16 protein-coding genes are annotated in these 14,329 nt (G+C 52.8%); 12 read left to right on the top strand and 4 right to left on the bottom strand.

What is annotated here, in order from left to right; genetic code table 11:
- Positions 1-11 precede the first annotated feature (11 nt).
- The 3 genes from fliH to fliF are packed head-to-tail and all read right to left on the bottom strand — an operon-like array spanning position 12 to position 3,535.
- Positions 12-770: a flagellar assembly protein FliH gene (gene fliH / locus INT20_RS06300; RefSeq protein ID WP_193053690.1), complete on the bottom strand. Its 759-nt coding sequence runs from the start codon at positions 768-770 to the stop codon at positions 12-14.
- Positions 763-1,770: a flagellar motor switch protein FliG gene (gene fliG / locus INT20_RS06295; RefSeq protein ID WP_087109079.1), complete on the bottom strand. Its 1,008-nt coding sequence runs from the start codon at positions 1,768-1,770 to the stop codon at positions 763-765. Before fliG ends, fliH begins: the two co-directional genes overlap by 8 nt.
- Positions 1,763-3,535, bottom strand: a complete 1,773-nt coding sequence (gene fliF, locus INT20_RS06290) for a flagellar basal-body MS-ring/collar protein FliF (RefSeq protein ID WP_193056599.1) — start codon at positions 3,533-3,535, stop codon at positions 1,763-1,765. The genes fliG and fliF overlap by 8 nt, the downstream gene beginning before the upstream one ends.
- 255 nt (positions 3,536-3,790) lie before the next feature.
- On the opposite strand from fliF, the gene fliE reads away from it, so the two are divergent.
- Entirely contained in the window at positions 3,791-4,120 is a 330-nt protein-coding gene (gene fliE, locus INT20_RS06285; protein ID WP_087109075.1) for a flagellar hook-basal body complex protein FliE, read from the top strand.
- Positions 4,121-4,208: 88 nt separating this feature from the next.
- Here fliE and INT20_RS06280 read toward each other — a convergent pair whose 3' ends face one another.
- Positions 4,209-4,589 (bottom strand): flagellar protein FlaG, encoded by a 381-nt coding sequence (locus tag INT20_RS06280; RefSeq protein ID WP_193056598.1) that lies wholly within the window; start codon positions 4,587-4,589, stop codon positions 4,209-4,211.
- Between the two features lie 328 nt (positions 4,590-4,917).
- Between INT20_RS06280 and fliS the strand changes: the two genes are divergently transcribed.
- From fliS to INT20_RS06225, 11 genes are all read left to right on the top strand, one after another.
- The gene (gene fliS, locus INT20_RS06275) at positions 4,918-5,334 is read left to right on the top strand and encodes a flagellar export chaperone FliS (RefSeq protein ID WP_087109068.1); all 417 of its coding nucleotides are present in this window, start codon (positions 4,918-4,920) and stop codon (positions 5,332-5,334) included.
- A 7-nt stretch (positions 5,335-5,341) separates the two neighbouring features.
- The gene (gene fliT, locus INT20_RS06270) at positions 5,342-5,746 is read left to right on the top strand and encodes a flagellar protein FliT (protein ID WP_193056597.1); all 405 of its coding nucleotides are present in this window, start codon (positions 5,342-5,344) and stop codon (positions 5,744-5,746) included.
- A complete protein-coding gene (locus tag INT20_RS06265; protein WP_193056596.1) occupies positions 5,743-7,023 on the top strand; it encodes a flagellar hook-length control protein FliK in 1,281 nt (426 codons plus the stop codon). Before fliT ends, INT20_RS06265 begins: the two co-directional genes overlap by 4 nt.
- The gene (locus INT20_RS06260; RefSeq protein ID WP_193056595.1) at positions 7,007-7,291 is read left to right on the top strand and encodes an EscU/YscU/HrcU family type III secretion system export apparatus switch protein; all 285 of its coding nucleotides are present in this window, start codon (positions 7,007-7,009) and stop codon (positions 7,289-7,291) included. The genes INT20_RS06265 and INT20_RS06260 overlap by 17 nt, the downstream gene beginning before the upstream one ends.
- Before the next feature lie 112 nt (positions 7,292-7,403).
- Entirely contained in the window at positions 7,404-7,733 is a 330-nt protein-coding gene (gene flhD / locus INT20_RS06255) for a flagellar transcriptional regulator FlhD (protein WP_193056594.1), read from the top strand.
- Positions 7,730-8,287 (top strand): flagellar transcriptional regulator FlhC, encoded by a 558-nt coding sequence (gene flhC, locus INT20_RS06250; protein ID WP_193056593.1) that lies wholly within the window; start codon positions 7,730-7,732, stop codon positions 8,285-8,287. Before flhD ends, flhC begins: the two co-directional genes overlap by 4 nt.
- A gap of 191 nt (positions 8,288-8,478) precedes the next feature.
- Complete coding sequence (motA, locus tag INT20_RS06245; protein WP_193056592.1) at positions 8,479-9,348, top strand: flagellar motor stator protein MotA; 870 nt, start codon at positions 8,479-8,481, stop codon at positions 9,346-9,348.
- Positions 9,345-10,268 (top strand): flagellar motor protein MotB, encoded by a 924-nt coding sequence (gene motB, locus INT20_RS06240; protein WP_087109056.1) that lies wholly within the window; start codon positions 9,345-9,347, stop codon positions 10,266-10,268. The genes motA and motB overlap by 4 nt, the downstream gene beginning before the upstream one ends.
- Positions 10,269-10,311: 43 nt before the next feature.
- Positions 10,312-12,393, top strand: coding sequence for a chemotaxis protein CheA (cheA, locus tag INT20_RS06235; protein WP_193056591.1), 2,082 nt, complete (start codon positions 10,312-10,314; stop codon positions 12,391-12,393).
- Positions 12,390-12,890, top strand: a complete 501-nt coding sequence (cheW, locus tag INT20_RS06230; protein WP_193053680.1) for a chemotaxis protein CheW — start codon at positions 12,390-12,392, stop codon at positions 12,888-12,890. The genes cheA and cheW overlap by 4 nt, the downstream gene beginning before the upstream one ends.
- 130 nt (positions 12,891-13,020) lie before the next feature.
- Complete coding sequence (locus tag INT20_RS06225; RefSeq protein ID WP_226912073.1) at positions 13,021-14,310, top strand: methyl-accepting chemotaxis protein; 1,290 nt, start codon at positions 13,021-13,023, stop codon at positions 14,308-14,310.
- The last annotated feature ends 19 nt before the right edge of the window (positions 14,311-14,329 follow it).

Genomic DNA, 14,329 nt, shown 5'->3' with positions numbered 1-14,329 from the left:
GCGCGGTCCGCCTATGAAGACGTAGTATTGGGTGAATGACGCTTACGGGCCTGGGACTGGATCGCCTGCCAGCGGCTTTCAAAGGTGGCATCTAATTCACCTTGAGCGCTGGTGACGCGACAGCCACCTCGCGCCAGCTGGTCGTCAGGCTGTAATTTCCAGTTAGCGGCGCTAAGCTCATTACCTAGGTGAGTTTCTACCAGAGTATGGTCTTCAGGGTTTAGCCACAGACGCTGCTGCCCAACCAGCGGTGGCTCCGTATGTAGAAGCTCACGGACAATATTCAGAATTTGTTCGGGTGTTTCTTGCAGGGCTTCCCCAGCTAACTGCTTGCCTGTCGCCAATGACAGCGCCACAAGATCGTGAGCAACGATTTCATCAATACGCTCCAGGGCATCTGCAAACTGTTTAGCCAACGTATGCAAAGGCGTAACCGCTTGATGAATCTGTTCCTGGAGCTCTTCTTTTGCCTGGGCGCGACCCTCTTCCAGACCTTTTGCTAACCCTTCTTCATGACCCTGTTGTAACCCAGCCTGATAGCCCGCCTCTTCAGCCTCCTGGCGAAGACGTTCATAAAGCTCCTCGCGCTCCTGCTGTTCGCGCTGATGTGCCTGTTCGGCTGCTTTTTGTGCAGCCAGCACTTTGCGCTGGTGCGCAGACGGCACCGCAGGCGCCTGGTTGGCCTCTTTGTGTTGCGGGACAAGCTCATCCATTTGCCAGCGTTGCCAGCTACGATGACGGTCAAACTCAGGAGACGACGAATTAGACATATTCGTCATCTCCTCCGGCCAGCACGATCTCACCTGAATCGGCTAAGCGGCGCACCACTTGTAGAATGGCTTTTTGCTCCGTTTCAACTTGTGAAACACGAATGGGTCCGCGTGCTTCCATGTCTTCGCGAACGAGCTCTGAGGCGCGCTGGGACATGTTGCGCAAGAACTTGTCGACCAATGCATCCTGTGCACCTTTGAGCGCCACCACCAGCGAATTGGTTTCGACTTCCTGAAGCACCATTTGGATAGCGCGGTTGTCCAGGTCGAGCAGATTTTCGAACAGAAACATTTCGTCGATAATCTTTTGAGCCAGGTCTTCGTTGTGCGCGCGAACGGTTTCGATGGCTGTCTCTTCCTGAGAAGAGTTCATCAGGTTGAGGATTTCGGCTGCGGTTCTCACGCCGCCCATCTTGCTGCGCTTAAGGTTCTGACCATCCAGCATGCTGGTGAGCACTTCGGTGAGTTCCTGCAGTGCGGCGGGCTGAACACCGCTAAACGTGGCGATCCGCAAGACGACATCGTTACGCAGTTTTTCTTCAAAGTGCTCAAGAATATCTGCCGCTTGATGGCGGTCAAGGTGAACCAGAACCGTCGCGATAATCTGCGGATGCTCATCGCGGATCAGCTCTGCAACCATGGTGGCTTCCATCAGGTTGAGCGCATCAATACCTGAGTTGCCGCCGGTTGTCTCCATGATATCTTCAATCAGGCTGGTCGCGCGTTCGCTACCCAATGCCTTGGTGAGCACAGAACGGATATGTTCGCTGGAGTTAAGATTGAGCGCGACAAACTCTTCTGTCTCTTTGTGGAACGCTTCAAGTACGGCCTTCATATCCTCGTGGGATACTTGATTTAGGCGCGCCATTTCCATACTGATATCTTGTACTTCGCTGGCGCTTAGGTACTTGAACACCTCTGCCGCGCTGTCTTCATCAAGAGCGAGCAGAAGAATGGCGCTTTTGCGAGCGCCGCTCATGTCGGCTAGTTCGCTACTCATTGGCATTCATCCAGCTGCGAATAATCATGGCGATCATGCGTGGGTCATCCTGTGCCATGTCACGCAGGTCATTAAGATTGTGTTCGTATAGCGACGTTTTGCGGTTTCGCTTGGGCTTATTGCTATAGGTGTTGCCTTCCTCATCAAGCGCTTCACCCTCAGCCCCAGCCTCGTCTTCCACATCGCCACCCACGCTGGTCGCAAGCGTTTGTCCTGGAAGGACCGGCGCCACAGCGGGTGTCTGCGTATAACGCTTGATCAAGGGACGTAAAATAAGTAGATAAAGCAATAAGGCAGCAAGCGCGACAAGCAGATAGCGCCCCAGGGTGCTGGCAATCGCGAGTGTGCCGGGGTCTTTCCACCAATCGGTTTCAGCCGCATCCTCGCGGGTATCGGCAAAGGGTGAATTCACCACTTCAATTTGATCCCCGCGCACTTCAGAGAAGCCCATTGCCTGGCGTACCAGGCGCTCGATTTGGGCAACCTCAATGTCCGTTAGCGCGACGCGCTCAAGTTCACCTTCGGCATTAACGGTGTCGCGGTAATTAACTACGACGGCCGCAGAAAGCCGCTGAATTTGCCCCAGCCGATGCTGTACATGCTCAACGCTGCGGTCGACTTCATAATTGACCACATCTTCCTGACGCAGACTACGCAGTGCTTCAGGCGGAACGTCATCAGCTTCTTCCTCGTCACCCTCTGCACCTTCTGGCTGGTTAATGGGAGAAGGGGCTGTGCCGGGCGGCGTATTGCTGAGTGCCCCAGGAATGCCGCTTGCCAAGGGGTCGTCACCGTCAAAGGAGAAGCTCAACTGGCGGCTGCGTACGGCCGCTTCATTGGGCGGCTGGTTCGGGCCATAGCGCTCGGAGGTTTGTTCTCGGCTTGAGAAGTCGATTTGTGCGGCGACCTGAGCGCGCACATTGGCCTGGCCCAGGATAGGCGTAAGAATATGCTCGATGCGCTGCTGATAAGAGCGCTCTACTTCCGCGATATACTCAAGCTGGGAGCCGTCAAGATCATTACCTTTCGAGGAATTAGCTGACAGAAGGCGGCCATTTTGATCAACAACCGTGACATCCTCTGCGGCAAGCTCGGGAACACTGCTGGATACCATATGGATAATGGCGCTTACCTGCCCCTCGCCCAGCACGCGGCCGGGTAGCAGCGTCAATATAACGGAGGCCTTGGCCGGTTCGCGGTCACGAATAAACACGGATGGCTTGGCCAGCGAAAGGTGAACGCGAGCCCGCTCAACAGGCCCTAGCGACTCAATTGAGCGGGCCAGCTCACCCTCCAGGCCGCGCTGGTAATTAACCTGTTCAGCAAACTGACTAATACCAAACGCCTGGGTATCCATTAACTCAAGGCCGAGATTGCCGCCCCGAGGCAGCCCTTGCTCGGCAAGCTGCAACCTCAGTGTATATATCTGATCACTTGGTACCAGCAGAGCTTGGCCGCCTTGGCTAAACTGATAGGGCACGGAGCGGCTATCAAGCTCTGCAATAATTTGACCACCATCCGCCTCGGTAAGATTGCTGTATAAAACGCGGTACTCGGGGCTGCTTGCCCACATGAACAGTGCGGCGACAAGAGCAATAGAGGCTGCTCCTGCAATTAGCAGCACTACCAGCGGGCTACCACGTAACTGTTTTAACAGGCGCTCAACCATAGGACTGCTTTTTACATCGCTGTCTGTTGGACCATTGCGGAGAGTGCTTTGTGTCGTGCTGTTTTGACGGCCTGCCGTTGCACCGGTTTCACTCATGCATCCCTCCAAAGGGGTAAGCAAAACAGATGCCGGCCCAGGCGCATCACCAAAGAAGGCATAGGCTATATCCGTCAATCGCGGTTATCCGCCTGGAGGAAAAGGCGGAATTGTGATGGGCGCCATTATCCCGAGGTGTGTCGAGCATAAATGAACGAAAAGCTTGGCTTTTAGTGCGCAATTGTACGTATGAGCGCAGCGACAGCAGTGTTAGGCTTTGCCCATTACTTTATTTAAAGCTGATGAGGCTTATGTATGAGTACGCCGGCAATACAAGCAGCGCTTCAACAAATGCAAGGGCTCGCGACGCAAGCGGCAGCGCAACCGTTAAAAGGTGAGCATGTCTCGACGGCAGTAGGGCAGGGCGGTTTTGGTAGCGAGCTACAGGCATCAATTCAGCGTATTAATCGTCTTCAAAAAGCGGCTGATGCAAAAGCCATGGCGTTTCAGGCAGGAGAGCCGAACGTTGAGCTGAACGACGTTATGGTGGATATGCAAAAAGCGAGCGTTGCCTTCCAGATGGGGCTTCAGGTGCGTAACCGTGTGGTGACTGCGTATCGCGATGTAATGAATATGCAAGTGTAGTGGCTTGAAGCTTCCTTCAAACAAGGCGCCAGACATAAGTAAGTGTTGCGTTAGCTGGCGCTTGTTTGAAGAAAGCTTTGCCGAGTCTTTATACCTCTAGTGAAATAAGGCGCCCTTGCATTTCTTCCAGGCGCTCAGCAATCGCCAGTACTTCTTCTGAAGGGATTTGGCGAATGACATCCCCAGACTCCCGGTCAATAACGCGTGTCACAATACGTGATGACTCATCGCTAACATCGAACTCTATTCCATGCGCTTGCATCGCCGCGTTAATACGCTGGATGGGTTCAATCAGCTCGCCTTTTGTTACGGCGGTAGTTCCTGAGACAGCTCCTGAGCCAGTTTGAGCGCCGCTATTGTCTGTCGTTGACAGTTGGGCGAGCGTGCTGTCCAGGCGTTGTTGCGGCGTTAGGTGGGGTGATGGTGTGGCTGATAGTGTTGTTATGGTATCCGTTAGCGGTGATGTCATGACAGCCGTTCCTTGTAAAGATAAGGGCTAAATAGTAGTGACTCAGTAGTAACAACCCATGGATAAGTCGGTTTGGATAAAGCGTCAGCCCTGCCTCTATAGCTGAGCCTCCTTACTATTATCGGCTGATACGCCACAAACTTTATAATGGGTTGGTCAGGTATTCTTTTTGTTGCAAAGAAAGTTGGCTGCGCCATTAAAGTCTGGCGCCATTGCGCCGATATCATTTTATAGATGAGCATGGTGTGCTCGTATTAAATGAGAAAAGGCGGGCGGCGGTTACCGTGTTGTCTGACCAGTAACCGGTATCAATTAGGAGTTCAAGCTAGTGACATACTCTCGCGGCAGTGCTGCCTACGGAAGAGGTGCTAACGCTTATGCGCGCGTTGGTGTCGAAAGTGGCGTGATGTCAGCTGATCCGCATAGGCTTATTGTCTTGTTGTTTGAGGGAGCGCAAACATCTATTCGTGCTGCGCGTATCCACATGCAAAGCGGCAACACGAGTGAGAAAGGCAAAGCAATATCCAAAGCGTTGGATATTATCAATAACGGCCTTGGCGCCGCCCTTGACCAAGAAAAAGGTGGCGATATTGCTGAGCGATTGGCGTCACTTTATGACTACATCGCTCGCTTATTACTCACCGCCAATTTGCGAAATGACGAGGAAAGCTTAAACCAAGCGGAGCAACTGCTTGAAAATATTGCCTCTGCATGGCGTGAAATTGGACAACAGCAAAGCGTATGAGGCCCTCATGGCAGCTTCCATAAATGCCCACGATCACGCACCGCACGTACTGTTAGATGCGTATGAGGGGCTGCTGGTTCATGTTACTCAAATGCATGAGCTGGCCAGCGCCGAGCAGTGGGTAGAACTGATTGAGCAGCGCACCCATTATGTCTTGCTGGTCGAGGAGGTGCGCAAGCTCGATAGCGTGGTGGTGCTGGATGATCCCGCCAAGCAGCGTAAGGCAGAGTTACTTGAGCGCATTTTAGAATATGATGTGGAAATTCGGCGTCGCTTGATGGCAAGGCGAGATGAGTTAGGCAAGCTAATTGGTGTTTCTCAGCGTCAGCGAGATCTTCATCGTGCCTACGCACCCCAGCAGGGCGCTTCTTTTAGTGCCTTGGGTTCTGACGATGGAGAAGTGATCAAGTGAGTGGTATCACGCCGTTGATTGATACGCTTATGCATCAAGTGTTGGGTCGGCAGGGGGAAGTGTCGTTAAAGCATGCGTTGAGCGAACCTGTTAAGCCGATTCCTCCTGGTGAGGGTCCGCGCGCTCTACAGGGCGATTCACGCCTTGATGGGCGTACTGAACCGGCATTGCTGAATGATTTAAAGCGCGCGCCGGAGTCACTTAACGGTGACAGGCTGTTGGCGCGAGGTGATACGCAGGGTACGCCGCCGGGGTCAACACAGACCCATTTTAGTCCAGCAGCGCGCAGTATTGCGGATGTGTTACTGCGCTTCCCTGCGCCACCTGCTGTCATTCGGCCACCCGCGCCCTTGTTGGCTGCGCAAGAGGCGCCAGCGGCGACGGTTGTTGCGGAACGTTTGGAGTCCAGCATACGCGATAGCGGGCTGTTTTATGAGTCCCATTTAAAGCGTTGGTTTCAAGGCGATATGGCACGTCAGCAACTGCTACGAGAGCCGCAAATGCAGCCCGGCCCTCGCCCACTCGCACTGCCCTCAGGCGTTGCGCTACAGCCTGGTGCATCACTGCCAAGTGCGCCGCTGCAGCTCCATGCACCGTTACAGCCAGCCGAGGCGTTATCGCCTAATGTGCCGTTTTTATTAAAGGCGTCTTTTTCCGAGTCGCCTTTAACCAAAGCAATAGTGCCCGGCAGCGCTTTGCAGTATGTATCCAACGATCAGACTGCCGCCACGCGTGCAGCCCCAATGCCGAATACAGCAGCTTTTACGCAAAGTGCGCCGCCCAGTATGGAGGATAATGCCAGGTTGACGCGCGATGCCATGGCCTATGAGCGAGGCATGGAAGCTCTCAGTAATCGTGGGCACCGTGAAGTGGTCCATGAAAGTTTGCAAAGTATCGTACGTCAGCAGTTGGACATGCTGGTCATGCCTGTGGTTCGTTGGGAGGGTGACGTTTGGGCAGGCATTTTTATGGCACTTGTGATCCATCTGCCTGCTCAAGAAAAAAATGGGGGCGGTGAGGGGGATAATAAGGAGGAGGATGGGTGGCGCTCTGAGATGCAGTTGGACGTGCCTAGTTTAGGGGCATTTAGCGTCTCATTGTGGTTTTATCGAGCGGTGTTAAGTATTGATTTAACAACGGCCGATAAAGCCACGCATCAGTATCTGGAGCAAGGTGTCCCTGCTTTAGAGCAGCGTTTGAATGCACTGGATTTGGACAAAGCGCAGGTGCGTGCGCGGTATATACCGCTGGAGAGTAGTGATGTCCTTGCCGAATGAACGTAGTCGCCAGGCGGTTGCGCTTGCTTACCAGGAAAATGAACGTGCGCCGCGTGTTGTCGCAAAGGGGTACGGCGAGCTTGCCGAGCGCATTATGGCGGAAGCTCACCGGCAAGGGATTTATGTGCATGATGCACCTGAGATCGTAGCACTTTTAATGCAGCTGGATTTAGACGCAGAGATACCTCCGCGCCTCTATCAAGTAGTGGCAGAGCTGCTGGTGTGGGTATTTGAACTGTCAGACGAAGGCCTAAAACGCCATGATTGAGCCAAGTAGCCAATATATAGATAGTGTGCAACCATGGCGAAGGGGCAGAAAAGTCATCAAGGCGTCCGCATAACGGTTACAAGATTGCGCCTGTGTCATTTGATGGAACATTATGAGTCACACCAATTATCTCGATGAAATTGAAGAAATAAATTTAGCCTATTTGCTTCTCGCGCAGCGCCTGTTAAGTGAAGACCGCGAGACAGCACTATTTCGTTTGAAAATAGATAATGACGTCGCTGAACTGCTGTCTTCGCTGAGTGCTCGCCAGTTGACGAAGTTGGCGCGTACTAACCAGCTGATATGTCGATTCAGCCAGACGAGTGCTCAGCGGTTACGCCAGATCACTGAGAATCCGCGCGATCAGGGACTCGCCGGTCTACACGCTTCGCTGCTGTTAGCTGGCGATACATTTGAGTCATTATCAGGAGATAAGGGGTGACCCAGAAAAGCCTGGTGGATGAAATGCACCAAGTGCAGCTGGCAATTGAGCTGATTGAGCTGGGCGCACGCTTGCAGGTGTTGGAAACGGAAACCGAATTAAGCCGTACGCGCCTAATCAAGCTTTATAAAGAAGTCTGTGGGATGTCGCCGCCCAAGGGCATGCTGCCGTTTTCGACCGACTGGTTTATTACCTGGCTGCCCAATGTTCATTCATCGCTTTTTTACAATATCTACGCCAGTCTGCTGCGAGACACCTGCTGCGAGAGAATCGAAGCGTTTGTAAAAGCCTATCGACTTTACAACGAGCAGATGATGTTGGAGGGCGCCGAGCCCGTATTGGGTTTGACGCGTGCCTGGACGTTAGTGCGCTTTTTTGAAAGCGACCTGCTTGAGTTTAGCCGTTGTACCCGCTGTGGTGGGCAGTTTGTGGCTCATGCCCATAGCCCGGCCCACGACTATATCTGTGGTATTTGTCAGCCGCCATCGCGGGCAGGTAAAACCCGTAAGGCGCAGCAAGCCAAGGAAGATAGCCACGGCATCAGTGAAGGGTAAAAGAATTATCAAATGCGCCTTTAACGAATAGATAGCGTTAAAAGGCGGCGTTACTTTTTAATTAGACTGTACATTAGCCCTGGTATGATAAAGCTAATTTGTACTTGAGCCGGAACGCCACTCAACCATCCGAACAGATGGCTAAGTTTTGGTTCCCTACTTAATACTGAAACACCGCAAGGACCCTGCTTGTGCTGATACTTTTAGGCTATGTAGTCGTTTTGTTATGTGTATTTGGTGGCTATGTGTTGGCAGGTGGCAGTCTAGGCCCTCTGTACCAACCACTTGAGCTAGTCATTATCGGTGGTGCTGGTGTTGGCTCATTTATCGCTGCCAACAACATCAAAGCGATTAAAGCCACCTTCAAACTACTGCCCAGACTCAGGGGAGCAAAAAAATATAACAAAGCATTTTACATGGAAGTGATGGCAATGCAGTACAAGCTATTGTCAAAAATCCGCCGTGAAGGAATGCTGGGCATAGAGCGAGATATTGACAACCCTCAAGAAAGTCCCCTGTTTCAAGAGCATCCTACTGTATTAGCTGATCCGCATGTCATGACGTTCTTGACGGACTATCTGCGCTTGATGGTGAGTGGCGGCATGGAGCCTATGGAAATTGATGAGCTGATGCTGCACGAAATCGAAGTATTTGAACAAGAGGCTCATGTCCCCGTCGATGCGATTGCAAAAGTGGGCGATGCCATGCCCGCCTTCGGCATCGTGGCGGCAGTAATGGGGGTCATCAAGGCATTGACCTATGCGGATGCCACTGCGCAACAGATGGGTGAAATGATTGCCCACGCGCTGGTGGGAACCTTCCTGGGTATTTTGTTGGGTTACGGCTTTATTAACCCCATTGCCAGCTTCGCCGGTCGGCAAGCCCAGGAAGCAGAAAAGATGATGCAATGCATTCGGATAACATTATTGGCAAGTTTGCACGGCTACGCACCTCAGCTGGCCGTTGAGTTTGGCCGTAAAGCGCTGTATACCGCCGAGCGTCCAACTTTTTTCGAGCTTGAAGAGTATGTGAAAAATGCCAGGAAGGGCGGTACTGCATGAGTAAGGGCGGTGAAAAGCGCCCGATTATTATCCGGCGTAAAAAGGTGGTGCATGCGCATCACGGCGGCGCCTGGAAAATTGCTCTAGCGGATTTCATGACCGCGCTGATGGCGCTGTTCCTGGTAATGTGGATTTTAAGTGTCTCCAGTGAAGAAACGCGGCGCGGCGTGGCGGAATATTTCAGTACGCCACTGGTGACGGCAATCACCGGTGGTGATCAATCAGGCAGTACCAGGGTTATCCCTGGTGGTGGCCCGGACCCGACACACAGTGATGGTGAAAGGGCGCGCATCGATACCATGCAGCAGACCCGGCCAAGCATGCAGGAGCGACGTTTCTTCACCGATCTACAGGAGCGCATCGAACGCGCCATTGAGGCAGACCCCGAACTGCGTCAGCTACGCAGGCAAATGCGCTTTGATTTAACCCGTGAAGGGCTTCGTATCCAACTGCTGGATACCGAGCAACGCCCAATGTTTGAGTTGGGCAGTGATCAGGTGGCCCCGTATATGCGCAATTTACTGCGTACGATTGCGCCGTTACTTAACGAATTGCCTAACGATCTTAGTATTAGTGGACATACCGATAACGTGCCCTATGCCGGAGGATATCGGGGCTATAGCAACTGGGAACTCTCTAATGATCGTGCCAATGCCTCGCGCCGCGAGCTGGTGACCGGAGGGCTTGATCCTGATCAACTGCTGCGCGTATCAGGCTTTGCTAACCGTGTCGTGTTACCCGATACGGATCCTCGAGATCCGGTTAATCGCCGTATTGAACTTGTCGTCTTGCTACCCGAAATCGCAGAGGCGATTCGCAACCCGGGAACGATGAGTTCTGATGCCACGCTGCCTGCTTCTGCGGATGACCTGGTCGAAGACTTAACGCAAGAGCCCCTGCCGACAAATGCGTCGGATTAGCGTTGGCTTGTGACAAAAATATGACGTTAGAGTGGAGTGGTGCATGGATATAGCGGATTTTTTTGACACCTTTTTTGAAGAGGCTGAAGAGTTGCTTGCTGATATGGAGCAGCACTTGCTGGAGCTCAATGTCGATAATCCCGACATTGAGCAGCTAAACGCTATTTTCCGCGCGGCGCACTCGATCAAAGGTGGAGCAGGTACCTTCGGCTTTAGCGTGCTACAAAAGACAACGCATATACTCGAAAATCTGCTGGATCATGCACGTAAAGGGGAGCTTGTACTGCGTGCCGAGCTCGTGGATACCTTTTTAGAGGCTAAAGACATCATGCATGAGCAACTCGATGCCTATCGCAACGAGGAAGCGCCCAATCAAGAGGCGTACGAAAGAATTTGCCAAGTATTACAGCAGATAGCTCTGGAAGAAATTGGTCAAACATTGGATGCGCCGGTGGAGGCAGCGGCACCTGCACCGGTCGTCCAGGCTGAAGAACCAGCGAAAGCCTCAGCCGGTCAAAACCAGCTGATTGTCGCCCTGCTTAATGTGGTTGAAAAAGAGCGTACGTTGCTGGTTGAAGAGCTTGAGCAGCTGGGCGATGTTCAGTCGCAGTCTGGCGATGAGAAATGTTACGAAGTCATACTGAGTGGCGATGTCAGCGCTGACGATATTGAAGCCGTCATGTGTTTCATCATTGAACCAGAGCAGATTGAGATTCGTGTAGCGAGTGGTGCCCCTGCAACTGCACAAGAGGAGGCTAAAAGCACGCCGCCGCCTGCTCCTGCTCCAGTAACACCGGAGCCTACAACGCCTGCACCAGAAGCTGCGCGCCCACCTGCAGAGGCCAAAAAGACGCCCGATAGCAGTGCTAAGTCGAAAAAGGCGGCCGCCGAGTCCTCTTCCATTCGCGTTTCGGTGGATAAAGTCGACCAGATTATCAATCTGGTGGGCGAGCTAATCATTACCCAGTCGATGCTTGATCAAACGGTTAGCGATTTGGACGATCAGTCGGTGGGCAACAGCTCGCTTCAAAATGGCATGAGCCTTTTGCAGCGTAATGCCCGAGACTTGCAAGAAGCGGTCATGTCGATCCGCATGATTCCCATGGAATTCGTGTTTAGCCGTTTTCCGCGTGTTGTTCGCGATACCGCGGGCAAGCTGGGTAAAGAGATAGAGCTTGTGACCGAGGGTAAGTCCACGGAGCTTGACAAGAGTCTGGTTGAGCGGATTACCGATCCCTTAACTCACCTGGTGCGTAATAGCCTTGATCACGGCATTGAAATGCCGGATAAGCGCGAAGCGCTTGGCAAGCCCCGTATTGGCAAGCTCGTACTTTCTGCTCGCCATCAGGGCGGTAACATCCTGATTGAGGTGCGCGATGATGGCGCCGGAATGGATCGTGAGCGACTGCTAGCCAAGGCACGTGAAAATGGCCTTAGCGTCTCTGACACCATGAGCGACGAAGACGTTTACCAACTTATTTTTGCGCCAGGCTTTTCAACCGCTGAGGCCGTGACCGACGTCTCGGGGCGTGGTGTGGGTATGGATGTGGTTAAACGTAATATTCAGGGAATGGGCGGTCGTGTTGAGATCCAGTCCAAAAAAGGCGAAGGCACCAACACGCGGATCGTGCTGCCGTTAACGCTTGCGATACTGGATGGCATGTCGATTAAGGTCGGTGGGGAGACGTTTATTCTGCCGCTTTCTACCGTGCTTGAATCGTTACAGCCAACCAAGGGCGAGATGTACGCGATGGCCGGAGACGACGTTGTCTTAAAGGTACGCGACGAGTATCTGCCTGTTATTGCGGTTCATGAAGTTCTGGATGTGGAAAACGCCATTACGGATCCTACCCAGAGTATCGCGGTCATTGTGCAGGGCGAAGGGCGTCGTTACGCCATGCTGGTTGATGAGCTGGTTGGGCAGCAGCAGGTAGTGGTGAAAAACCTTGAAGACAATTACCGCAAGGTGCCGGGGATTTCGGCGGCAACCATCCTGGGGGATGGCAGCGTAGCGCTAATTTTGGATATCACAGGACTGCATCGCTTGAGCAGGGTCAAGAAAGAAGCGAGCAAAGTGATTAATAATCAACCTATCTCTTTTTATAAGGAGGCTGAGCCGTCATGAGTCAAGCAAATAATGAGGCGGTTCTCGCCGCGGATGAAGCTGAAAACCGTGAGTTTTTAGTATTTTCATTAGGCGAAGAAGAGTACGCCATTGATATTTTGAAGGTACAGGAGATTCGCGGTTACGAAAATGTAACGCGTATTGCCAATGCGCCTGACTTTATTAAAGGGGTTACCAATCTGCGCGGCGTGATTGTGCCGATTGTCGATCTGCGTATCAAATTCCATCTTGACAACGTGGAGTACGGCGGCCAGACCGTGGTGATTGTGGTTAACGTCGCCGATCGCGTCGTGGGTATCGTGGTCGATGGCGTTTCTGACGTCATGACATTAAACCCTGAGCAAATTAAACCGGCGCCTGAATTTGGCGTCACCCTGTCGTCTGATTTCCTGAGCGGTCTTGGCAGCCTGGATGACCGCATGCTGGTACTTGTCGATATCGATAAGCTGCTTACCAGTGAAGAGATGGCATTGGTGGATAGCACCAGCAATCGTTAAGGCGACTGCCGCTACTTTGTACTAAAAAGGCCACACGGAACGTGTCTTCCCAAGTTGAACGGCCCCTCTAGCGCCAAGGAATGCGCCTGCGAGTGACGTTGTGTTTGGAGAAAACATTGTGACACAGCTAATGCGGCAGATGTTGGGAAACATGACCGTGCGGCTCAGTTGGGGGCTGGTGCTTGCTTCCTTTTCGTTACTGGTGATTGTGGCCTGTGGCATCGGTTTTTATGCTCTTCAGCATGGGGCAGCCATCATGCAGGCCGCCAGTGATGGCAGCGTTCAACAGGCTGAATTCTCGGACTTTACCGGCCGCATTCGCTGGGCGCTTATCGCCATTGTGGTGATCACAGTGACGACCGTCGTGGTGGTGATTTGGGGCGTGACGGTCAATGTACTTAAGCCACTGGATCGTTTGGTTGGCTATTTCGAACGCATGGCGCAGGGCGATTTAAGCCAGCAGATCTCGGCACCGGGCAATAATGAAATAGGTCGGCTATACGTTGCGATGGCGCATATGCAGGCTTCTTTATCAGAAACAGTGAGCGTTGTGCGTGGCAGTGGGTCGTCCATTTATGCGCGCTCTCAACAGATTGCCAGCGGTAATAACGACCTCTCCTCGCGTACTGAACAGCAGGCCTCTTCGCTTGAAGAGACCGCCTCCAGTATGGAACAGCTTGCCTCAACGGTGGGCCACAATGCCGATAACGCACGTCAGGCTAGCCAGCTTGCGCAAAATGCTACGTTAACAGCGAGGCGAAGCGGTGAAGAAGTGAGCGGCATTGTTGAAACCATGCAGGATATCAATGCCAGCTCTCATCAAGTGGCCGATATCATCACGTTGATTGATAATATTGCGTTTCAAACCAATATCCTGGCGCTTAACGCATCGGTAGAGGCTGCCCGTGCGGGTGAGCATGGCAAGGGGTTTGCTGTGGTCGCTCAGGAAGTGCGTAGCCTGGCCAGTCGCAGCGCTAACGCGGCGAAGGAGATTCGTACGCTCATTGATACCTCGTTGGGTAAAGTAGAGACCGGCACGCAGCGGGTCAATCAGGCAGGTGAGACCATGCAGGCGCTGGTGGATGCAGTGCAGCGGGTCAACGATATCATGGATGAAATTGCTGCAGCCTCTGAAGAACAGAGCAACGGTATTGCTCAGGTTAACCAAGCGGTTGCACAAATGGATCAAGTGGTTCAGCAGAACGCTCAGCTTGTTCAACATGCGGCACATAATGCCAATGAGCTTGAAGACGAAGCGGCGCGGTTAAGAAATACCGTTGAGCGTTTTCAGGTTGCTCATAACCCAACGCCTGTATCCGCCTCATCCACGGCGGGGCCTGTCGCGTCCGTCACTTCCAAGCCTCTTTCTATCGGCACTGCTTCAAGAAAGGTGGAAACAGAAGCCTGGGAAGCATTTTAATAGCAAACGCTATAAACAA

The sequence above is a fragment of the Halomonas citrativorans genome (assembly GCF_014898005.1).
Lineage (GTDB): Bacteria > Pseudomonadota > Gammaproteobacteria > Pseudomonadales > Halomonadaceae > Vreelandella > Vreelandella citrativorans.
This window is presented reverse-complemented; position numbering and strand designations above follow the sequence as displayed.

Coding starts and splice junctions, on each gene's coding strand:
- fliH (WP_193053690.1), bottom strand. CDS start 770: ATGTCTAATTCGTCGTCTCCTGAGTTTGACCGTCATCGTAGCTGGCAA.
- flhD (WP_193056594.1), top strand. CDS start 7,404: ATGAGTCACACCAATTATCTCGATGAAATTGAAGAAATAAATTTAGCC.
- fliE (WP_087109075.1), top strand. CDS start 3,791: ATGAGTACGCCGGCAATACAAGCAGCGCTTCAACAAATGCAAGGGCTC.
- cheW (WP_193053680.1), top strand. CDS start 12,390: ATGAGTCAAGCAAATAATGAGGCGGTTCTCGCCGCGGATGAAGCTGAA.
- INT20_RS06225 (WP_226912073.1), top strand. CDS start 13,021: ATGCGGCAGATGTTGGGAAACATGACCGTGCGGCTCAGTTGGGGGCTG.
- cheA (WP_193056591.1), top strand. CDS start 10,312: ATGGATATAGCGGATTTTTTTGACACCTTTTTTGAAGAGGCTGAAGAG.
- motB (WP_087109056.1), top strand. CDS start 9,345: ATGAGTAAGGGCGGTGAAAAGCGCCCGATTATTATCCGGCGTAAAAAG.
- fliG (WP_087109079.1), bottom strand. CDS start 1,770: ATGAGTAGCGAACTAGCCGACATGAGCGGCGCTCGCAAAAGCGCCATT.
- fliF (WP_193056599.1), bottom strand. CDS start 3,535: ATGAGTGAAACCGGTGCAACGGCAGGCCGTCAAAACAGCACGACACAA.
- INT20_RS06280 (WP_193056598.1), bottom strand. CDS start 4,589: ATGACATCACCGCTAACGGATACCATAACAACACTATCAGCCACACCA.
- fliT (WP_193056597.1), top strand. CDS start 5,342: ATGGCAGCTTCCATAAATGCCCACGATCACGCACCGCACGTACTGTTA.
- INT20_RS06260 (WP_193056595.1), top strand. CDS start 7,007: ATGTCCTTGCCGAATGAACGTAGTCGCCAGGCGGTTGCGCTTGCTTAC.